18 protein-coding genes are annotated in these 20424 nt (G+C 50.4%); 8 read left to right on the forward strand and 10 right to left on the reverse strand.

The features are described from left to right. Positions 1-204: 204 nt before the first annotated feature. The 5 genes from recO to QMG16_RS17030 all read left to right on the forward strand — a co-directional run bounded on the left by recO (position 205) and on the right by QMG16_RS17030 (position 6596). Positions 205-996: a DNA repair protein RecO gene (gene recO, locus QMG16_RS17010; protein WP_281796156.1), complete on the forward strand. Its 792-nt coding sequence runs from the start codon at positions 205-207 to the stop codon at positions 994-996. Next, entirely contained in the window at positions 993-1691 is a 699-nt protein-coding gene (locus QMG16_RS17015) for a cytochrome c biogenesis protein CcdA (RefSeq protein WP_281796158.1), read from the forward strand. Before recO ends, QMG16_RS17015 begins: the two co-directional genes overlap by 4 nt. Beyond that, positions 1688-2233 carry a peroxiredoxin family protein gene (locus tag QMG16_RS17020; RefSeq protein WP_281796160.1) on the forward strand — a complete coding sequence of 182 codons (546 nt, stop codon included), beginning with the start codon at positions 1688-1690 and terminating at the stop codon, positions 2231-2233. Before QMG16_RS17015 ends, QMG16_RS17020 begins: the two co-directional genes overlap by 4 nt. A gap of 47 nt (positions 2234-2280) precedes the next feature. Further along, the gene (glgC, locus tag QMG16_RS17025; RefSeq protein WP_281796162.1) at positions 2281-3585 is read left to right on the forward strand and encodes a glucose-1-phosphate adenylyltransferase; all 1305 of its coding nucleotides are present in this window, start codon (positions 2281-2283) and stop codon (positions 3583-3585) included. Between the two features lie 119 nt (positions 3586-3704). Continuing rightward, positions 3705-6596 (forward strand): cation-translocating P-type ATPase, encoded by a 2892-nt coding sequence (locus tag QMG16_RS17030; protein ID WP_281796164.1) that lies wholly within the window; start codon positions 3705-3707, stop codon positions 6594-6596. A 175-nt stretch (positions 6597-6771) separates the two neighbouring features. Here the strand turns inward: QMG16_RS17030 and QMG16_RS17035 are convergent, their stop codons facing one another. The 7 genes from QMG16_RS17035 to QMG16_RS17065 form a co-directional block, all read right to left on the reverse strand. Next, positions 6772-7302 (reverse strand): phosphate-starvation-inducible PsiE family protein, encoded by a 531-nt coding sequence (locus QMG16_RS17035; protein WP_281796165.1) that lies wholly within the window; start codon positions 7300-7302, stop codon positions 6772-6774. A gap of 219 nt (positions 7303-7521) precedes the next feature. Beyond that, positions 7522-8982 (reverse strand): Asp-tRNA(Asn)/Glu-tRNA(Gln) amidotransferase subunit GatA, encoded by a 1461-nt coding sequence (gene gatA, locus QMG16_RS17040; protein ID WP_281796167.1) that lies wholly within the window; start codon positions 8980-8982, stop codon positions 7522-7524. Positions 8983-9050: 68 nt separating this feature from the next. Further along, positions 9051-9341: an Asp-tRNA(Asn)/Glu-tRNA(Gln) amidotransferase subunit GatC gene (gene gatC, locus QMG16_RS17045; protein WP_281796168.1), complete on the reverse strand. Its 291-nt coding sequence runs from the start codon at positions 9339-9341 to the stop codon at positions 9051-9053. Between the two features lie 173 nt (positions 9342-9514). Next, the gene (locus tag QMG16_RS17050; RefSeq protein ID WP_281796169.1) at positions 9515-10090 is read right to left on the reverse strand and encodes a hypothetical protein; all 576 of its coding nucleotides are present in this window, start codon (positions 10088-10090) and stop codon (positions 9515-9517) included. A 94-nt stretch (positions 10091-10184) separates the two neighbouring features. After that, a complete protein-coding gene (locus tag QMG16_RS17055) occupies positions 10185-11630 on the reverse strand; it encodes a sigma-54-dependent transcriptional regulator (RefSeq protein WP_373878688.1) in 1446 nt (481 codons plus the stop codon). After that, the gene (locus QMG16_RS17060; protein WP_281796170.1) at positions 11627-12133 is read right to left on the reverse strand and encodes a hypothetical protein; all 507 of its coding nucleotides are present in this window, start codon (positions 12131-12133) and stop codon (positions 11627-11629) included. Before QMG16_RS17060 ends, QMG16_RS17055 begins: the two co-directional genes overlap by 4 nt. 170 nt (positions 12134-12303) lie before the next feature. After that, the gene (locus QMG16_RS17065; protein ID WP_281796171.1) at positions 12304-13770 is read right to left on the reverse strand and encodes a HAMP domain-containing sensor histidine kinase; all 1467 of its coding nucleotides are present in this window, start codon (positions 13768-13770) and stop codon (positions 12304-12306) included. Between the two features lie 323 nt (positions 13771-14093). Between QMG16_RS17065 and QMG16_RS17070 the strand changes: the two genes are divergently transcribed. The 3 genes from QMG16_RS17070 to QMG16_RS17080 all read left to right on the forward strand — a co-directional run bounded on the left by QMG16_RS17070 (position 14094) and on the right by QMG16_RS17080 (position 16715). Further along, entirely contained in the window at positions 14094-14453 is a 360-nt protein-coding gene (locus QMG16_RS17070; protein ID WP_281796172.1) for a sulfite exporter TauE/SafE family protein, read from the forward strand. A 97-nt stretch (positions 14454-14550) separates the two neighbouring features. Continuing rightward, a complete protein-coding gene (locus tag QMG16_RS17075; RefSeq protein ID WP_281796173.1) occupies positions 14551-14835 on the forward strand; it encodes a lipid-A-disaccharide synthase N-terminal domain-containing protein in 285 nt (94 codons plus the stop codon). 89 nt (positions 14836-14924) lie between these two features. Next, a complete protein-coding gene (locus QMG16_RS17080; protein ID WP_281796174.1) occupies positions 14925-16715 on the forward strand; it encodes an ArnT family glycosyltransferase in 1791 nt (596 codons plus the stop codon). A gap of 161 nt (positions 16716-16876) precedes the next feature. Here the strand turns inward: QMG16_RS17080 and QMG16_RS17085 are convergent, their stop codons facing one another. The 3 genes from QMG16_RS17085 to QMG16_RS17095 are packed head-to-tail and all read right to left on the reverse strand — an operon-like array spanning position 16877 to position 20403. Next, a complete protein-coding gene (locus QMG16_RS17085) occupies positions 16877-18433 on the reverse strand; it encodes a phosphoethanolamine transferase (RefSeq protein WP_309298890.1) in 1557 nt (518 codons plus the stop codon). 48 nt (positions 18434-18481) lie between these two features. After that, positions 18482-19495, reverse strand: a complete 1014-nt coding sequence (locus QMG16_RS17090) for a glycosyltransferase family 2 protein (protein WP_281796176.1) — start codon at positions 19493-19495, stop codon at positions 18482-18484. Further along, positions 19492-20403 (reverse strand): carbohydrate deacetylase, encoded by a 912-nt coding sequence (locus tag QMG16_RS17095; RefSeq protein WP_281796178.1) that lies wholly within the window; start codon positions 20401-20403, stop codon positions 19492-19494. Before QMG16_RS17095 ends, QMG16_RS17090 begins: the two co-directional genes overlap by 4 nt. Positions 20404-20424: the final 21 nt, after the last annotated feature.

The following is a 20424-nucleotide window of genomic DNA, read 5'->3' on the forward strand; positions in this document are numbered from 1 at the left end:
ATCTGCGGATCGATTTAGCCCGATTTTCAACACGCTGGTGTGCGCGTTGAGTATTTTGTCGGGAGCAATCGATTCTGCATGTGTAGAGGACTATCGTCTGAAGGATCTGAGCGATGGGATTATCCTGCCCTTGCATCTTTCTGTATTACCTCCCGGAATTCCGACCCTCGACAAAGGAATGTTCTTTTATAATTTCTGGAAAATATGAAAATTTGCGAAACCGAGGCCATTGTTCTGCATACCAGGGACTACGGGGAATCTGACCGGCTGATCACTTTCTATTCCAAAGCGGCGGGAAAGCTCAGGGGAATTGCCAAAGGAGCGAGGCGGAGTCGAAAACGTTTTGTCCATGCATTTGAGCCATGCAGCCTGGTGCTCTTGACATATCGTGAACGAAAATCTCTCCTATGGGTTGAAGCTTGCAAATTATTGGAACCGTATTTAGCCTTAACGACTGAGGTCGAAAGGTGGGGATATGCAGCCCTGGTTTCTGAGATTTTGCTGGAGATGACCCCTGAAGGGGATGAGCAGGAAGAGCTCTTTTATCTTCTGACTGCCACCCTGGGCCAATTGACTGAGAGCAGAGATCCTCTGAACGTGATGCTGCTGTTTCTTATCCGGTTTATGGACATGATGGGCTACCTGCCCGAGCTCCAAAGCTGCAGCATATGTCGATGTCCTATTCGAACGTCCGCAAGGTGGGCCTGGCGTCTCAAACAGGGAACACTGGCTTGCCAGAAACACCGATTTTTGAATGATGATCACCTTTTGTTGGATGCGGGTACTTTGATTCTGATTCAACAGGTCAGGTCGTTGACCGTGGATAAGATTTGGCGATTACATTTTTTGCAGGAGAAAAAAGCTCCTCTTTTTTATGGTTTGATGGATTGGATTCGTGATCTTATCAGGAAAGAGCTGAAAAGTTTGAAGCTCTTGGAACAGGTTCAATCCGCATGCGGATTCAAAATTGAAAGGAATCAACGTTGGAGTGGATGACTCAATTTGAGCAGATTGCAGGCGCGCGCCCCGTCTTTGCCATTTTCCTGGCTTTCGCGGGCGGGCTTCTGGCGAGCTTTACCCCATGTACCTATCCTATGATGCCCATTACCGTTGCCTACATAGGTGGCAGATCTCACGGCAGCCGATGGAAGGGATTCATTCTTTCCGTGTTTTATGTTTTTGGATTGGCTTTGGTTTATTCGACCCTTGGAGCTTTTGCGGCGTTGACGGGTCAACTTTTTGGAGCACTGACCACCAATCGGTGGACGTACTTTTTTGTGGGAAATGTATGCCTTATCTTTGGTCTCGCGATGTTGGAGGTAGTTCCCCTTTCTCCCCCGGCTTTTTTGAACCGTGTTAGAGTGAAAGAAATTGGCGGGCATGATATTCTCACCAGTGTTTTATTGGGAGGAGCCTCTGCTTTGGTTGTGAGCAGTTGTACGACTCCCATTCTGGGTGTGCTTTTGACCATCGTAGCTGCCAAACATGATCTTGCATGGGGAGTGGGAATGCTTTTTGCCTTCGCCTATGGTATGGGAGGGTTGGTGATTCTGGTGGGAACTTTCACCGGTCTTCTTGCATCTTTTCCCCGCTCGGGAATTTGGATGCGACGAGTCCAGAGGGCTTTTGGCCTGGTCATGATTATCGCAGCCGAGTATTTTTTTATCAAAACAGGAGAATTCTGGTTATGAACCTAAAAAAGAATTTGTTTTTTTTGAAGTTGGCATTCATTTTTTTTCTGGGTGTCTCGTTTGTCACATCGAGTTTTACAGGGAAGGTCTTTGCGGAAGAGGGAAAGCAGATTCTGGCTTCTTTACTGGGTACTGATTCCAAAACAAAAGCCCCGGATTTTGAATTGAAAGATCTAAACGGAACCTCTGTCAAACTCAGCGATTACAAGGGGCAACGGCCTGTTCTGCTTTATTTCTGGGCGACGTGGTGTCCTTACTGTATAGAAGCCAAGCCAAAACTCGCTAAGTTGCGTCAGGAAATTGATCCAAAAGAGATGGAAATCCTGGGTGTCAACGTGGGAGGCGGCGACTCCTTGGAGCGGGTCAAGCGTTATCAAGAAGGCCATCCGGCTCCCTATCCCATTCTTTTCGATGCCCAGGGGAAGGTTTCCCGAAGCTATGGGGTTCAGGGAATCCCGCTTTTTATTATTGTGGACAAGGAAGGAAGCGAGGTTTACCGTGGGAACAATTTCCCGGAAAATCCTATGAAATACTTGAAATAGCCCGCTGTGATCGGAATAGCCGTACCTGCCATAACAAGCCAGTCTCCGTGAAGTGGCTTCAAAGGGGAATTATGAAAGATGTGCTCACCATCATCATGGCCGGAGGAAAGGGGCAGCGCCTCATGCCGCTTACCCAGGATCGTTCCAAACCTGCGGTGCCTTTTGGAGGCATATACCGCCTCATCGATATTCCCTTGAGCAACTGCATCAATTCGCAGCTCTATAAGATCCTGATTTTTCCGCAATACAAGTCCCAGTCCATGGTAGATCACCTGGAGGAGGGATGGAATATCTTTTCGGGAGATTTGGGCCATTATCTGCGGATTGCAGCTCCTCAGCAAAGATTCGGAGAACAGTGGTACAGGGGAACCGCGGATTGCGTGCGCCAGAACCTCTACCTCGTGGAAAGAGAGCAGCCAAAATTCGTGCTTATACTTTCGGGCGATCATGTCTATAAAATGGATTATGTGGCATTTCGCGAGTATCACGAAAAAAACGATGCGGATGTTACTGTGGGGCTGCTGGAAGTGGACCGTAGCCACGCTTCGGAATTCGGAATTGCCGAGGTCGACAATGATTTCAGGATTCGGGCATGGGAGGAAAAACCGAAAGACCCAAAACCCATTCCTGATGATCCCGATCGATCTCTCGCATCCATGGGGATTTATCTTTTTCGGACAGATCTGCTATTGGACCTTCTCACCAAATCCGAGGATGACGATTTCGGGCGTGATATCATTCCCAAGCTTATAGAAAGTCACAAGGTTTTGGCCTATCCCTACCGTCGTATGAACAAGATAAAAGATTATATTCATGTAGTGGATTCGGAAGGGGGGCGGCGGTTGTGCCTGGTGGATGGGACTCGCGATTCTCAGTACTGGCGGGATGTCGGGACTCTGGATGCCTACTGGAATGCCAATATGGATCTCACGGGTATCGATCCTTTTTTCAATCTTTACGGATCCCTCTGGCCCATTCGGACCTTCCAGCGGCAGTATCCCCCCGCAAAATTCGTCTTCAATCAACCGGATGGTAAACCGCCCCGCGTGGGAACCGCGGTGGATTCCCTTGTTTCCCCAGGCTGCATCATCAGCGGGGGAATCGTGAGAAGCTCTGTTCTATCCTATAAAGTTATGGTACGGAGTTGGGCGGAAGTGGATGAATCCGTCATCATGGATAATGTGGAGGTAGGGCGCTATTGCAAGATCAAGAAAGCCATTATCGATAAACACAATGTCATTCCACCGAATACGAAAATCGGTATTGATCCCCAGGAAGACCGTAAAAAGTTTCATGTGACTCCACGAGGAATTGTGGTGGTGCCCAAAAGATATTTTAGTCAGGAAGGCTGAATTTATTCGGACGCTTTCGCAGCATAAGAAATCCCCAGCTTTTGTGCGAAGGCTGGGGATTTCTTATTTGTGGGGAATCGAAGAAACTGTGTGTACTTTCGGCAACCTAAGGAGGGACTATGAACTGGTATCGACTCGATGTGCATCAGATACTTGCAGACCTGAACACTTCAGATCACGGTCTGACGGAGGCCGAGGCCAGGGAACGCCTTACGCAGTTTGGTCCAAACAAGCTGGCGGAAGTGGAAAAGATCGGTTTGCTGAAAATTCTGTTTCACCAGTTCATGAGTCCCTTGATCTACATTCTCGTGATTGCCGGGGTGGTTACCTTTTTCCTGGAGGAATACAAAGACACCGGGGTAATTGCCGCCGTGCTGATCTTGAACGCTCTCATCGGTTTCATTCAGGAATACAAGGCCGAGAAGCAGGTTCAGGCTCTGAAAAAGATGGTGGTGGCCAGGGCCCGGGTTGTCAGGGATGGAAAAGAGGTGGAGATCAACGGGGAAGATGTGGTGCCCGGGGACATAGTCCTGCTGGCCTCGGGAGGCCGAGTGCCGGCGGATGTCCGGCTCATCAAGACCATCGAATTCAAGGCCGATGAGTCTATGCTCACCGGGGAATCCGTTCCGGCGGAAAAAAAGAGTGAGGTCATCTCCGAGGAAAACCTCACCCCGGGCGATCAGCTCAACATGGCCTTCATGGGTACGGTAGTGGTCAACGGCCGGGGCAAGGGGATCGTAGTGGCCACCGGATCCCGGACGGTCCTAGGGCGCATCGCCAAAGATGTCCAGGAGGTCGGAGTGGCCAAGTCACCCCTCCAGGAAAAGATCGACCGCTTTGCCCAAGCCATCGGAATCATCGTTTTGGTGGCTGCAACATTGCTCTTTCTGGTCGGTGTCCTGGTGGGCGAAAACGCCAAGGATATGTTCATGACCGCAGTGGCGGCCACGGTAGCCACCATCCCCGAAGGGCTGCCCATCGTGGTGACCATCGCCCTGGCGATCGGGGTGACACGCATGGCTCAGCGCGACGCCATTATCCGGAAACTGCCAGCCGTCGAGACCCTGGGCAGTACCACGGTGATTTGCTCGGACAAGACCGGTACCCTCACCAAGAACGAAATGACGGTAAACCGGGTTTATGACGGGCAAAAAGTGTACGAACTGACCGGCAGCGGCTACGACCCGACGGGAGAAATTCTGGAAGAAGGCCGCCCTGTCCATGCCGGAGTCGACTCACAGCTTGCGTTGCTCTTCCGGATCGGCCTGCTGTGCAACGAGTCAGAGGTTTTCAAAGAAGGGGAGGACTATCGGGTGGACGGCGACCCCACGGAAGGCGCCCTCATTGTCGCTGCTATGAAAGCCGGTCTCGATCCTGAAAAGGAAAAGGACAGGCTTCCGCAACTCGCGATCATCCCCTTTGAGTCGGACCGGGGGTACATGGCCACTCTTCATCGGGGCGGCGATCACAACCTGGTTTTTGTCAAGGGAGCGCCTGAGAAACTCATGGAACTTTGCGTCGACTGTAGGATGGATGCCTGGAAAGAAACTCCCAGGGTGGCCGAGCATTTCGCCCGAGAGGGGCTGCGGGTATTGGGCATGGCCTTCAAAGAAGTTCCTGCCGAGCAGAAAGATATCTCCATGGACGACCTGCAAACCGGGCTGGTTTTCGCAGGACTGCAAGGGATGATCGACCCGCCCCGCCCGGAGGCTATCGATGCTGTGGCGGGCTGCAAGGAGGCGGGCATCCGGGTGGTGATGATCACTGGCGACCATGCTGTCACCGCTCTGGCCATCGCCAAAAAACTAGGCATCGCATCCGAAGAGGAGGTGGTGGAGGATCTGACGGCGAAGCCGGTAGATTCTCTGACCGATGACGAGATCCTGTCCCTGCTCCAGGATGTGGTGAGGGCTCTGGCGGTACGTTCCGGGCTGGGCCAGGTCGAGCCTGAGAGCCTCACCGGCAGGCACGTACAGGCTATGAACGATCCGGAATTCCTGGGATTGATTAAAGGCCTCCTCGCTACCCTTGTCAAAAGAGCCGGACCGGAAGGAGCGGTCCGCAACGTTCTTTCCGGTAAAGAGATAGAGACCATGACCGATGCAGACCTGTTTCACCTGGTGCAAAAGGTGTCGGTTTATGCGCGTGTTTCTCCCCAGCACAAGTTGCGCATCACCCAGCAGTTGCTCAAGCATGGCGAGATTGTGGCGATGACCGGAGACGGCGTGAACGATGCTCCCGCCCTGAAGGCGGCTCACATCGGCGTGGCCATGGGCAAAACCGGCACCGATGTGGCCAAGGAAGCCTCGGACATGGTCATCGCCGACGACAATTTCGCCAGCATCTATCAGGCCGTGGAACTAGGGCGGATCGTCTTCGACAATATCCGTAAGGTCATCTTTTTCCTTATTCCCACCGGTATTGCCGCCATCATCACGATTTTGGCCACCGTGATGCTGGGATTGCCGCTTCCCTATCTGCCTGCGCAGCTCTTGTGGATCAACATCGTCACCAACGGACTCCAGGATGTGGCCCTGGCGTTTGAACCGGGAGAGAAGGACGTTTTGAAAAGGCCTCCGAGACCCCCTCGATCCGGTATTTTCAACCGCCTCCTTGTGGAACGCACCATCATTGTGGCCCTGTTGATTTCAGCAGGAGTGGTCTATGAATTCATCCATGACCTGAACATGGGCATGTCTCTGGAGAAAGCCAGGACCATCGCAGTGACTACCACTGTCTTCTTTCAATTCTTTCAGGCTTTTAACAGCCGTTCCGAGATGCAGTCCCTTTTCCGCATGAATCCCTTGGGGAACCCTTTCCTCTTTTTCGGAACCATGGCCGCTTTTTTGGCCCATCTGGCTGCCATTTATCTCCCGGCTTTACAGTGGGTCTTTCGCATGGAGCCCATCATGCCGATGGAATGGCTGCGGATCGTTTTGATCTCGGTCACTGTTGTGATTGTTGTGGAAATTGACAAGCTGGTCAGAAGGATCGTGGCTTCGAACCGATGACAACTCAGCAGTCCCGGAGGCTACCATTCTACCCGCTTCGGGACTTGATGGGATAGGCCGGGACAGTTGAATGAGCCGAAGTCACTTTCGGAAGGTATGAATCAAGTCAAAAAATCCGACCTTGCTGCGGCAACTCAGACCCACATTGATTGAAAAGTTACATCTTACCTTATTTTTACTGTTTCCGGCTCACCTGCTGGTGTCCACCGTCTTCAGCCTCATCGGCGTGGGCCATTGTCTGCTTTGCCAGATGCCGTTTGATCTTCGTTTCCTCATGCTCCGACCATTTCAAGATGAGCCAGTAGCCAAGGCTCATAGCCAGAACCAATGCTGCCGTGGCCCAGATGTAATCCGAGCTGATCTTGGAAAAATCCAGGATGATAACCTTTCGCGCAATGGCCATAAGGGCAGTAGCCATGACTATCTTGACGTGGATCACGTCATCCTGAAGATAGACCGTTATGTTGATGAATATCTCTATGGCAATCAAAACGGCCATAAACGCACCAAAGGTATCTAAAATATCACTGATGGTCAGCATCATGAACGGGGGATCCATCAGATGGGAATATAATACCCATGCCACATCGATGACTCCCCATAGGATGACCAACGTCATCAGTATTGCCAGAAGCCGAACGGCGAAGCGAATAATGCTTTTCAGCTTGAAGATCAATGGTTCCTGCATGGAATAGAGCTCATCCATGGCTCACTTTCTCCTTATTCTTCCATGATCCTGGCAGTCAAAGGGATATCCTAGTGAATGAACCCCGCACACATGAGAATCGAACCTTATGTATAAGGAGCGGCTTCCAGCCGCGACGAGAAGGCTGATCGTGGCTGGAAGCCGCTCCTAAAGGGCTGAAAGAGGTCCGGAATTCGGCTGTTCGCAGGATATATAAAAAAGGGATAGAGTCGTGCCGGGTTATCCCAATTTCGGTTTCATCTTATGATGTTCGGTTGCCTGTTCGAATTGGTGGGCAATTCTGAGAATGATGTCTTCCCGAAAATGAGGACCGAGAATCTGAAGGCCTATCGGCAGATTCCCTGATGAGAAGCCGCAGGGGACCGAGATGCCCGGAATTCCCGCAAGACTGGCCGGCAGGGTGAATGCGTCACTCAAGTACATCTGAAGAGGATCATCGATCTTTTCGCCAATCTTGAACGGAGTGATCGGGGCGACCGGAGTCAATATCGCATCGCACTTTTCAAAGGCATCCAGAAAATCCCGGCGAATGAGCGTGCGCACCTGAGAGGCCTTCTTATAGTATGCGTCATAATAGCCGGCAGAAAGAACATAAGTCCCCAGCATGATGCGCCGCTTGACTTCTGCTCCGAATCCCTGGGAACGACTTTGGCGATACATACTCATAAGGTCCTTGGAATTGGAGGCTCGAAGACCGTATTTGACCCCATCGTAGCGGGCCAGGTTGGAACTCGCTTCGGCTGGGGCTATGATGTAATAGGCTGCCACACCATAGTCGGTGTGAGGCAGGGAAACCTCCACGATTTCCGCGCCCAGTTGTTTGAGAGTTTCGATCGCCTTCTGGACTGACGCAGCCACATCGGGTTCGATTCCATCGATGAAGTATTCTTTGGGAATCCCCAGCCGAAGCCCCTTTATGGACTGCCTGAGTGCCCCGCGGTAATCCGGGACGGGCAGATTCACGGAAGTGGAGTCTTTGGGGTCGTAACCGGCAATCTCCTGCAGGAGAAGGGCTGCATCTTCCACATCCTTCGTGATGGGGCCGATTTGATCCAAGGAAGACGCGAAAGCCACCAGGCCGAAACGGGAAACCCGGCCGTAGGTGGGTTTCAAGCCGACGACACCGCAAAAAGAAGCGGGTTGACGAATGGAACCGCCTGTATCGGTTCCCAAGGAAGCCGCGCACAAATCCGCCGCAACGGCAGCGGCCGATCCGCCGCTCGATCCGCCCGGAACCCGCTCCGTATCCCAGGGATTATGTGTGGGGGTAAATCCGGAGTTCTCCGTAGACGAGCCCATTGCGAATTCATCCATGTTGTTTTTCCCCAGTAAAATGGCCCCGGCTTTATAGATGCGTTCCGCAACCGTCCCATCGTAGGGGGGAATGAAATTTTCCAGAATACGGGACCCGCAGGTGGTTCGGAATCCTTTGGTACAGATGACGTCTTTGATGCCGAGAGGGATACCGGCCAGAGGGGAAGCGGCGAGGTCTTTGCGGCCATCATCGTAAAGCTGTGCTTCTTTTAGCGCCTCGTCTTTCATCAAGGTCAAAAAGGAGCTCAGCAGAGGATCGATGCTTTCAATGCGTTCGAAATATGCCGTAACCGCTTCGGTGGTACTCACCTCCTTGCGGAGGAGTAGTTCACGGAGTTCGTGAATGGTAAGGGAGTGGAGATCCATGCTGATAACCTCTTTTCTATCGGATCATAATATGCTGGGGAAGAAATACATGGTTTTGTTCTTCTGCATCAAATCACTTTGGGAACGATAAAACTCACGCCATCGGTTTGTGGAGCGTTTGCCAGCACCAGTTTGCGATCCAGAGACGGCTGTACTTCATCCTGGCGGAAGACGTTTTGAAGCTGGATGGCGTGTGTTGTATGAGGAATCTTCGAAGTATCCAACTCATTGAGTTTATCCATGTAAGTCAACACCTGATTCATTTGCTCCGTCATTTGAGTCTCTTCCTGATCGGAGAGCTCCAGTCTCGCAAGTTTCGCAACGTGGCGAACCTCTTCCCGCGTGATTTTTTCATTCATCTTGTTGATCCATCCTTTACTGTTTCTTAGAACCTATCCGGAAAGCTCCTGTAGACTTTGGAACACCCCCCTTAGTCCTCCCCTCGAGGGGGGAATTGAAAGGGGGCCGCTGCCGGGGACGGTCTTCGGATAGGCTTTTAATGATGTTTGGAGAGAATACGCAAACTCACTTTTTATTCGTTTGAAGCCTTCTCCCGGGTACCATAAAAGGTTTCCATGGTGCGACAATCCTTGAATGCCAGCAAAACTTCCGGAAGACCTTTGATCTTGCAGTTTTTCAGAAGCTGGTAGGTCAGGGCGTGAACACGCCCTTCCTCGGCTTCCTGTTCATTGGGGGTACTGTAAAATCTTTGGAGGAATTTGGCAAAGCGTATCACATGAATCAGTTCATGGGTGACGATATACGTTGTGAGAGGAAGAAGTTCGATATGCGGGTCCCTCTGGACGGCTTTCCTGATCATGTGATCCTGCAGGCAGATCTTAAAAAAGTCTCCGGTCTCGCTCCCTCTGAGCCGTTGATGTGGTGATTGCGCATATCGATGGACCTGAGCGAAGGCGATATCGACGATTTCTTCTTCCAGCAAATCTTTTAGTGATTGAATGTCATAGCGGTAGCGCTTCCATTCCGATGTGGAAATCTTGTAAAAATCGCTGATGAGCTCTTCCGAAATGGAGATGGATTGCCTCAATACGGCAATCTCTTCCTTGTTAAACGGAATCCGCTCGATATTTTCTGGTTTTTTGCTCACCGGGCTGCATCCTGTCAGTCACGCATGTTCCTCTTTGTGCTGTTGCCAGGGAGATTCACCAAAGCGTATTTCCCTGGAATCCCTATTACAGTTCCTAATCCGCAGGAGGATTTTCTCCTCCCGCGCGCTTGCTTGAAAGTTCAATGCCATATTTCTTGATCTTGTAGTGGATCGCGCGCCGGCTGATTCCCAGGAGCTGCGCCGCATCCTTCTGCACCCACCCGGCCTGCTGAAGGGCACGAATGATAGCGTGTCGCTCGCTGTCTTCCAGGGATAAAGAATCGCTTTCAGGCGGTGGTGGAGCGGCGGCCCGATGCGGAGCGTGCGGGAGCCCCGAGAGATGAAGGTCACTGGGATGCAGCACCCCGTTTCTGCACAATACCACTCCCCCCTCCAAGGCGTTCTTGAGTTCCCGAACATTTCCCGGCCATGGGTACTCCATGAGCCATTTCACAGTCTCGGTGGGGAGCTTTATAGGAGGGAGTTTATGGCTCTCGCAGAATGACTGAATAAAGTGTTGAGCCAGTATGGGGATATCCTCTTTTCTGTCGCGCAGCGGCGGGATTTTGAGCGTTACGACGCGGAGGCGGTAATAGAGGTCTTCACGAAAAGTGCCAGCTTCCACTTCTTCGGGCAGGTCTACGTTCGTGGCGGAAATGACGCGGCAATCGACGGAGATTTCTTTCAGATCTCCAATCCTGCGTATTTTCCGGTCCTCCAGAAACCTGAGGAGGCGGACCTGCATTTCAGGGGAGATGTTTCCGATTTCATCCAGAAACAAAGTTCCGTGGTCGGCCGCTTCGATCAAGCCCTTCTTGTCCCGGATGGCATGAGTGAAAGCGCCTCGCACGTGTCCGAAAAGTTCACTTTCAAGAAGCCCCGTAGGGGTGGAACCACAATCCACCACAACAAAAGGATGTTCGCGGCGGGGGCCTCTTTCATGGATCAGGTGGGCCACGCGCTCCTTGCCCACGCCGCTTTCTCCCAGCAGAAGCACATTCACGTCGCTCGGAGCGATCCGTTCTATCAGGTCATAAAGTTCCTGCATGGCAGGGCTCTTGCCCGTATAGAGCACTTGGTCCAGAGGTGGAACCGCCTCCTTAGGTGGAACCGCCTCCTTCTCCTTTCGGGGCTCCATAACGGTTTGCCGCTTGAGGATTTCATTTACCTTCGACAGGAGATCACGCCCGCTGAACGGTTTGGTCAGGTAATCCACTGCACCGGCCTTGACGGCACTGACCGCATCCGGAATGGTTCCGTAAGCCGTGAGAAAGATAACGGGAAGTTCAGGGTAAAGAGCGTGTACCTCTTTAAAAAGATCCATTCCCCCCATTCCCGGCATGCGGACATCGGAGATCATCAGATTTACTGGATGATCTTTAATGATCTCCAATGCTTCTGTCCCGGAGGTTGCCGTGAGAACCTGAAAATCAGCCGATGTGAGGCGGGCTTCCAAGACTTCCAGAATATGAGAATCATCATCCACAATCAGGATGGTTTGTTTCACACTCAAGATTTGCTCCAATTTTGAGGTTCTCATGGTGAGGATATCTCTTGTTTCTTTTCCTGAAATTTCAAGTGAATTTCTTCAAGAGAATTGATCTGCTTTTTCAGCTTTTTTACTTCTTTTTCTTTAATGTCGAGCCTGGATTTGATGCGTTCGATTTCCTTATCACGGGCGCGAAGGAGCTCCTTGCATGTCAGGTAGCTATTGTAGATATTGCTGTGTTCGGCATTCCTGGAAGGCTTCTTTGCTGACGGCAAGGGAACGCTTTCAGAAGTGCCTGGCGGCACAAGCCGTTCCAGAAAGGGAGTAATCATCCGGGGGTCCTGCCCCTCGAGATCAGTGACGCTCTCCTCGCTCCAACACTCCCAGACACCCATGGCCTGGCTGAATTCTTCAGGGCTCTGGGCCAGAATAAGACGTGTGACAGCCAGAGCATACAGGGCCCGGTGGCGAATTTTCTCGTTTTCGGTGTTTTCACTCATCACTTCAAAGAGAGCTGCAGCTTTTCTGTAATCACCATTTTGAAATGCTGCCATGCCTTCCTTCCAGTTAGACAAATGCAATTTATCTTCCGAAGAGGTTTCTTTGATGACTGTTACTTCACCCTTTTGAACCGGAGGCAAAGAACTGCACCCCGCTCCCAAAACGAGAATAGTGAATAAACCGATACAATATAATAAATTTATTTGAAGAATTTGCCTTTGCATCACCCTGGTTCTTCCTCCGATGCGATCGGAAGGGTAAAAGTAAACGTGCTGCCTTGCCCCAGTTGACTCTCCACCCAGATGGTTCCCCCATGCGCTTCAATGATATGCTTGGAAATGCTCAGACCCAGTCCGACACCGTCCACCTGGTCCCGCATTCCTGTAGCTCTGTAATACTTGTGAAAAACCATGGGGAGTTCTTCTGCGGGGATTCCGGAGCCTTTGTCAGAAACACAGAACTTCAGCCATTTTGAATCCCCATCTTGATCGAGTTCTATTCGTACAATAATATCGCTTCCAGGGGAAGAGAACTTGATGGCATTTCCCAAAAGATTCAACAGAACCTGTTGAAGATTTTCGGGATCTCCCAAAGCGTGTGGAACGTTGTTGGGGATCTGCGTCTCAATCCGGATGTCCTTCGCTTCGGCAGCGGGTGTCATGCGATAGATGCTGCCCGAGACGAGGCTCACGGGATCGAATCGCTGACGTCGTATGGGGACCGCTCCCGCCTCCAGGCGGGATACCTGCATGAGATGGTTCAGCAAATCACAAATGCGCTCGATTTCACGACTTGCAATCTCCAGAAAACGCCTTTGCCGGTCATTGATCTTGCCCATGACTTCTTCCGCAATGAGGTTTACCGATTCACGGATGGATGTCAATGGTGTTCTGATTTCGTGGCTCAGCATGGAAATGAAGTCGGATCGCATGCGTTCCTCATCTTTGAGACGGTTGGCCATGTCATTGAATGCCCCTGCAACTTCACCAAATTCATCCTTCGTACGTATGCGGATGGGTTCCCTCAGTCCATCGCGTGAAACGGAATGGATTCCTCGAAGAAGTTCCCGCAGAGGCCGGCTCATGGAACGGGTCAGGAATATAATCCCTAGTAAACCGAGTAAGGCGGAGAATGCCAACCCCACAACCCCCCACCTTACGGCCATTTGCCCACGGTCATTGAGGGTTCTCATTTCCGATTCGATCTGTTGTTCATTTTCCATTCTTGCCTTGGAGATCCGTTGGATCCAGTCGTTGATGACCTGCTCGGGGATCCAGAGTATATTGGACGATTCCACTTCCTCCGAGTTTTCAGAACCTTTCGGGAGCTGGCCAACGTAATCCTTGAAAAGCTCTTTCCAGGGATTCTGATTGTCTGCCGTAGTGCCTTCGAGAAAAAGGACTTCTGTCAAGTTCTCTTCAAATTGTTTCTGGGCTGACGCGAAATATGTTTTATAATCTTCTTTTTTCAGCAAATTGTATTTGCTTTCCGTTTCCGCCATCCATAGCAGGCTTTCGATCATTTTCTTGGAAGCGGAGGATATCTTGTAGTTTTTGTTCACAATATCTTCAGATATTCTCATGATTTGCTGAATGTGGATGAACAGAATGACAATTGTGCCGTAAAAAATTGAAATCAGAACAAAATAGAACAAGAAAAATTTGATCGTTATTCCAAATTTTATTTTCATCGATCTCCCGATTTATCGTCAAACCCGCCTGGCTTGGTGATTTCCATCTCATTGCTGGCAGAATCCATGATAATCTTTATGGCCCCGAGGCCGAGTTAGGAATTATAACCGAAGTTTCAATGATATATGAAGAATTTTCAGGAGGACAATGGCGGCTCCGTTCCAATCTCTGTGATGCGCATTTTGAAAGGAAAAATGGCTTGGATCTTATCATGGGAAGGTGTATGTAGACGGTTCGTCTTTCTGCGGCATCGGTGCAATCCGCGGATATGCAAGTGGGGCGGTTACGAAATAACTTAGTGGTTACTCAATAAAGGGATATTATGGACTGGAACTTGGTGATGATGGTTGTCTATGGGGTCCTTGTTGGTGTGGGGGCATCCTTTACGGGTTTGGGGGGAGGATTTCTGATGGTCCCCTATTTGCTGTTCCTGGGATACTCGGCGCAAAAATCCGTGGGGACATCGTTTCTCGCCATTTTGGTGATTTCCGTTTCAGCCCTTGTCGCACACAACAAATTGGCAAATGTTGATTATAAGGCAGGTATATTGCTCGGCATCGGTGGCATTATAGGAGCTCAGGTGGGTGCGCGTCTCGTAGAACATATATCTACAGCCAGCTTCAAGAAAATATTCTCTGCCATACTGGTTGCGCTTGCTGCTTATCTCTTTTTCAAGAAGTAGGTATTGAGAAGAGGATCAAATCCTGGCCGATTTTTCTAGATCCCTGGAATAAAATCACTCTAAGATCATGCGTACGCAATAGAATTGAGGTCATTTTATGGAAAAAGGCTTGCTTGCTCTCGGCTTCATCGCCCAAGGGCTTTTTTCGGCAAGATTCCTGGTGCAGTGGATTGCCAGTGAACGGGTGGGCAAAAGTGTGGTTCCCCTCTCATTTTGGTTCCTGAGCGTGGCGGGTGGAGGGCTCTTGCTTGTCTATGCCATACTGCGCCGGGATCCGGTATTTATCGTTGGACAGGCGGGGGGGTTGCTGATTTATATTAGAAATGTTTGTTTGATTTATAAGGAACGCTTTGCAAAGCGCGAAAGCGCCGACGAAGAATGAACGACTGTTGTCTTTGAAAAAATGCATGGATCTCTTCGCTGATTCCGGGCTGCATGATTTGAACCCCGATACTTTTGGGATGGTTTTACATGGTTTTTCGTACGAAGTCTTTCCAGTGCGCACTTCTTTTCGTTCTTTGGGCGGCGATCTATTTGGGCGGTCTGTTCCGTCCCGCTTTTTTTGACGATGCCGATACCGTGCATGCCGAAGCGGTCCGTGAAATGGCCGCAAGCGGCGACTGGATTACGCTGAAGATCAACAATGGAATCCGCTACCTTGAAAAGGCCCCTTTCATGTATTGGATGTCCGCCCTTTCCGTAAGGCTTCTGGGCCTTTCGGACGGGGTAGTCCGCCTCCCCGTGGCGCTTTTTGCCCTCTTTCTCACTTTTCTTCTCTATACCCTTGGAAACAGATTTTTCGGTAATCGCGCGGCATTTTATTCGGCCCTGGTCTATGTCACCAGCCTAGGGCCTTATGCCTTCACGCGAATACTTCTTCCAGATGTGATGCTCGCCTTCTTCATAGCGCTTGCCTTCTATTTCTACCTCAGAATAGTTTACGATACAGTTTCCCCGAAAAAAATTGCACGACATTTGGACCCGAGGAATGTGGGGCTTTTCGCTTCAGTTGCTCTGGCTGTGCTCACCAAGGGGTTGGTGGGGATGGTTTTCGTGGGAACAGTGATTTTTGCCCATATCCTTCTGACCGGACGCTGGGAAATCTTCAAACGCATCCAGATCTTCCAGGGTATGGTGATCTTCCTGCTGGTGGCTGTTCCCTGGCACCTGATAGCGGGCATCACCAACAAAGGGTTCCTATGGTTCTATTTCGTAAATGAACATTTCCTGCGTTACCTGGGATTGAGATATCCTAAAGATTACGACACGGTTCCCCTATGGCTGTTCTGGCTCCTTCACCTGGCATGGCTCTTTCCATGGAGCACCTATTTCCTGGGATTAAGGCAGATCATTCCCTCTACCTTGCGCCCCAAGGAAGCGTCGGAACAGATCAATCAGTTCCTTTTGCTGTGGATTCTGGTCATCTTGACCTTCTTTTCCTTTTCAACGACTCAGGAATACTATACGTTTCCAACGCTCCCGGCATTTGCTCTCCTCTTGGGGCAGGTGCTTGCCCGGATCGATTCTCCCCAGGGTGCATCGGAGCAGCGGACGGCTTCTTTCGCTGTGGCGGTGCTGGCGGGAGTGGGGCTTATTGTGGGCAGTGGATTGTTTGTACTGGCATGGTTGGGTAAGGGAGGGGCAGCCGCTGCTGGAGATGTGAGCAGCACCTTGACCGTGAATCCGGAACAGTATGCGCTCTCTTTCGGACATATGCTGGACCTCACTCCTGAAACTTTCAGCCGTTTGTCCGGCCTCGTTTACCGGACGGCCTTCATACTCCTTTTGGGGCCTCTCCTGGCTTTGCTGGCCACTCTCCGTAAGCGCTGGTCTCTGTCGGCCCTCTGCCTGGCCTTGATGATGGTCGGACTGCTTCATTCCTACAGTTCAGGCATGGTGGCATTTCAACCGGTGCTCTCATCCAAAGGTCTGGCGGAAGTCATTCAGGAGCAGCATCAGCCCGGGGATATGATTTTTGTCAACGGAGTTTACGAAAGAGGATCTTCCATCAACTACTACACGCACCTTCAGCTCTCTATCCTCAATGGGCATTTTGGAAACTTGTGGTATGGTTCCTTTTTCCCCGATGCCCCTTCCATTTTTTATGATGACGAGTCCTTTCCGAAAATCTGGAAATCCGACCAAAGAGTTTTCCTTTTCAGTGAAAGCGGGCCCTTGGAAGCTTTTCTCGCCAGACATCCGGATCTGGAATTCCGTGTGCTGGCGGAAGAGGGTGGGAAGAAAGTCCTTGTGAACTGGTAGGAAGGGAAACGACTTCCTCTGAACCAGAAGATACGAGAACACAGAGATTTCGTTTAAAAGTCTTTCTTTGTGGCCTCCGTGTCTCCGTGGTTTTTATATGAAAAAAAAGCTCATGGTTCATGATAATATCGCTTTTCAAGAGCGTTTCCTGCTTTCCCTATTTATCTGCAGATGCTGAGCCCCGGATCGATGATGGAGGAGTGGATCCCCGCACAGTCGAGGATGCTGTGAAAAAGGTTGTCGTGCGTCAAAGGGCTGTTGAGATGGGCTTTCAGAGACTCTAATTTTTCTGCATTCTCAATCATGTAGCGATTTGAAGGCCAAACCAGAAAAGGGATTTTTTTCTGCTCCAAAAATCCCCCGGCCTGCCCATGGCCGAAACGGCCTTCTTCTCCCAGCGATTCACCGTGGTCGGATAGATAGAAGACGATGGAGTTGGTGCTGCTCACTCGATCGATGACATCCTTGATAAAGTGATCCGTGTACAGAATGGTGTTGTCATAAGAATTGATCAGTTCCTCATGGGTGCAATTGCCCGGTTCCTTCTGCGTGCAGACGGGAGTGTATAGCCTGAATGCATCCGTGTAGTGGTTTTCGTAAAACCAATGACTTCCTACCGTATGCAGGACGATCATTTTTCTGGGGACCGGTTGGTTGAGACAGGTGTCGAGAGTCTCCAACAAGTCTTCGTCCAATAACTTGGTATAAATGAATTCACTCCCTTTATTTCCAAAATAAACATATTCGGCTTCCCTGGCGATAGAGGTTATCGGGGTGTCATTGTCGCCCATTACTCTTTGATTTGAAATCCATGCCGTGTAGAAGCCCAGTCGCTTGAAAACGGAAATGAAAGATTTCTCGCCAATGGATGGATCGAGATCGTCGGGGGTGGCTCTGGTCATCATACAAGGCACGGATTCTCTCGTGGAGACTCCACACGATGTGACATCCTTAAATGAAAGAACCCCCAGTTTTTCAATATTTGGAGAAGTTCCTCTGGGATACCCATTGATGTGAAAATGATCGGATCGTGCGGATTCCCCTATGATGAGGATAACGGTGATGTCCTCGTTTCCTTCTTGTGCGAGGTCCCCCGCATTGGAGATGTCCGTTTTTGCTTGGGACATTTCCTTGAAACGCTGCTGTTCTTTTGCATACGTCAAAGTGGCTTCGAAAATGCCGAATGGCAGGGGAAGAGGGCTTGGAAATTCGTAATAGAGCGCCAGGGAAACGGAGACAATCGCCGACATTAAAATCAATTTCAGCTTTGTCCAGGTTTTGCACTGGAGGCGACTGCGGTTGTAGACACAAATGATAACTATTGAAATGACCAGGCCTGTTAAAACTCTCGTTATCAAGTCTTGGCCTATAAACGCGGAAGCCTCTTCCAGATTGGATTCCGCGGCAAAGGCAATGGACTGTGCACTGAGATTCGTCATTTTATAATGATTTATAAAATACGAACTTAAAGAACTTAAAAGGAATATAATTGGAGTTGTTATGGAGAATAACAGCCTGTTTATTGCGATAGTCTGATAGAAAGCATATGTGATTATATATGTAATGATTGCATTTCTTGAAATGAATAATATATTGTCATTTCCCCAAAGACTAATAAAGTTATAATTATATATCCAATTATATAATATGGATATCATTATTAAGAATGTGAAATGAGCCAGCCAGTTGCACTTGTATGATGATCGAAAAAAAAACATTGTTTCGCCTTTGACTCATATCTTTTCACGTAAAGGCCAAGACCATTCTCATTCTTCCCGGCGGAGAAGCCTGCGGACGGCGTAGATCTTTTTGTCCTGAGATTCGAAATACACGCGAGCCAGAATCTCTCCCAAAAGCCCGATGGCGAGGAACTGAACTCCGGCCAGCATCAGAACGGCGGCAAGAAGCGTCAGGGGGCCGTGTTCCTGGAAGAGATGGACTCCTGAGAAGACCTTGCGGAATAACAGGAACAACCCTATGAGGGAGGAGCTGCCGGAGCAGGCAAGGAAAAGCTTGCCGAAAAAATGAAGCGGCCGGGTCATGTAACGCAAAAGGAATCCCACAGTCAAGAGATCGAACATGACTCTGAATGTTCTCGAGAGTCCATAGTGGGACTTGCCTTCGTTGCGTCCCATATCCTTGATGGGGATTTCGACGATGCGAGCGCCGTTCAATGAAGAAAGGGCGGGAACAAAACGATGGAGTTCCCCGTAGAGACGGATGTCGGAGAGCACTTCCCGACGATATCCCTTGAATGTGGTGCCGAAATCGTGAAGCTGGACGCCGGATACCTTGGCCATGAGCCAGTTGGCGATGCGCGAGGGGATGGTCCGGGTCAAAAGGGCGTCGGAACGTGAGACTCTCCAGCCGGATACAAGGTCGTAGCCTTCCTCTATTTTTTCAATGAAATTCGGGATTTCTTCGGGAGCATGTTGTAGGTCGCCATCCAGGGCGACGACGTATTCCCCCCTGGCATGATCGAATCCTGCCATGAGGGCCGGGGTCTGACCGTAGTTTCGACGCAGGTGAACCACGGAGACCCGTGGATCTCTTTCATACAGAGTATCCAGAATTTTGGAAGTGCCGTCGGTACTGCCATCATCGACCAAAACCAGCTCCCAGGGCTTTTCCTGTTTTTCCAGGGTAGTCTTGACTCGTTGATACAATTCCTCGAGTGTTTTGGCTTCATTATGCAAGGGAATCACGACGGAAATACCAGGTGCTTTCGAGTTGGATTCCGATGGTGTTTCCGACAACGCCGCTTCAGATGACGTTTTCACGTTGTTTCTTCTCCGTAGTGTTCTAAGAGGATGTGATGTTTGTAAAGAAGATCCCTTAAAAGGGGAGAGCACAGGAGGTCTCTTTCTTTTTCCCGCTGCAGGAGCAGGCGGGTTCGCTGCCGACGCAATGCGTCGTCGCAGTTGCCGGGATGGTACATCCATTCGCTGATTCCGTTCGGCAAACGTTCGATGAGGTAAGCCATGGAGGCTTCGTTCCAGATGCCCGTCAGGGAAACACCAAAAAAATGATCGGGAGTACGCAATCCGGCGTGTCTTATTTTGCTGAGGAAGGTGCCACGGTATATTGAAATCCATTTGGCCATCGTGTGTTGCTTGATGAAGACGGACCTTTGATCTCTGTCTACATTGGGCAGCAATGGGAGACCTGCGGAGGATTCGAAAGGATTCCGGATCCAATGGATCGAATGCCTGCGGGCAACCTGAATCACCACCTCCAGAACTTCGGGAATGGCATGGATATGTTTGTGACTGTCCAGATGAGTGGGGGAAAGCCCTGCATCCACTATTCTTGCCACTTGAAGATCGAGCTCTTTGAAGAGTTCGTCCCGCTTGATCTTGCGAAGCTTTAGAGCAGTCAGAAGCTTCCCCGGAGTGGCGGGTAATAAACCCTCCGGATTCAACAGGCCCGGGATCTTATCGACTGGAGCGAGGGGAGGCATTTCCGTGAGGGTGAGATGTACGCCGACACCCAACTCCGGCTTTTGCTTGCAGAGGAGGACAGCCTCTTCAAAAGCCGCTCCATTGGCCAGTAATGTGGAACTGCGCAGGCTTCCTTTGTCCAGACAGTGACGTACGGCGAGATTGACCCCTTGCGTGTAGCCGAGGTCGTCGGCATTGATGATCAATTTGCGCTTCATGGTTTGGGAAAAGATCCGGTGATCTTTCATTCTCCTGCGCGTCTTTCATGA

Source organism: Desulforhabdus amnigena (assembly GCF_027925305.1).
Classification (GTDB): domain Bacteria; phylum Desulfobacterota; class Syntrophobacteria; order Syntrophobacterales; family Syntrophobacteraceae; genus Desulforhabdus; species Desulforhabdus amnigena.

Excerpts from the sequence above, each read along its gene's own strand:
- QMG16_RS17075 (WP_281796173.1), top strand. The coding sequence starts at position 14,551 with ATGGAAAAAGGCTTGCTTGCTCTCGGCTTCATCGCCCAAGGGCTTTTT.
- QMG16_RS17065 (WP_281796171.1), bottom strand. The coding sequence starts at position 13,770 with ATGAAAATAAAATTTGGAATAACGATCAAATTTTTCTTGTTCTATTTT.
- QMG16_RS17015 (WP_281796158.1), top strand. The coding sequence starts at position 993 with ATGACTCAATTTGAGCAGATTGCAGGCGCGCGCCCCGTCTTTGCCATT.
- gatA (WP_281796167.1), bottom strand. The coding sequence starts at position 8,982 with ATGGATCTCCACTCCCTTACCATTCACGAACTCCGTGAACTACTCCTC.
- QMG16_RS17095 (WP_281796178.1), bottom strand. The coding sequence starts at position 20,403 with ATGAAAGATCACCGGATCTTTTCCCAAACCATGAAGCGCAAATTGATC.
- QMG16_RS17020 (WP_281796160.1), top strand. The coding sequence starts at position 1,688 with ATGAACCTAAAAAAGAATTTGTTTTTTTTGAAGTTGGCATTCATTTTT.
- QMG16_RS17055 (WP_373878688.1), bottom strand. The coding sequence starts at position 11,630 with ATGAGAACCTCAAAATTGGAGCAAATCTTGAGTGTGAAACAAACCATC.
- QMG16_RS17035 (WP_281796165.1), bottom strand. The coding sequence starts at position 7,302 with ATGGATGAGCTCTATTCCATGCAGGAACCATTGATCTTCAAGCTGAAA.
- QMG16_RS17030 (WP_281796164.1), top strand. The coding sequence starts at position 3,705 with ATGAACTGGTATCGACTCGATGTGCATCAGATACTTGCAGACCTGAAC.
- QMG16_RS17085 (WP_309298890.1), bottom strand. The coding sequence starts at position 18,433 with ATGTTTTTTTTTCGATCATCATACAAGTGCAACTGGCTGGCTCATTTC.
- QMG16_RS17060 (WP_281796170.1), bottom strand. The coding sequence starts at position 12,133 with ATGGCAGCATTTCAAAATGGTGATTACAGAAAAGCTGCAGCTCTCTTT.
- gatC (WP_281796168.1), bottom strand. The coding sequence starts at position 9,341 with ATGAATGAAAAAATCACGCGGGAAGAGGTTCGCCACGTTGCGAAACTT.
- QMG16_RS17070 (WP_281796172.1), top strand. The coding sequence starts at position 14,094 with ATGGACTGGAACTTGGTGATGATGGTTGTCTATGGGGTCCTTGTTGGT.
- recO (WP_281796156.1), top strand. The coding sequence starts at position 205 with ATGAAAATTTGCGAAACCGAGGCCATTGTTCTGCATACCAGGGACTAC.
- QMG16_RS17080 (WP_281796174.1), top strand. The coding sequence starts at position 14,925 with ATGGTTTTTCGTACGAAGTCTTTCCAGTGCGCACTTCTTTTCGTTCTT.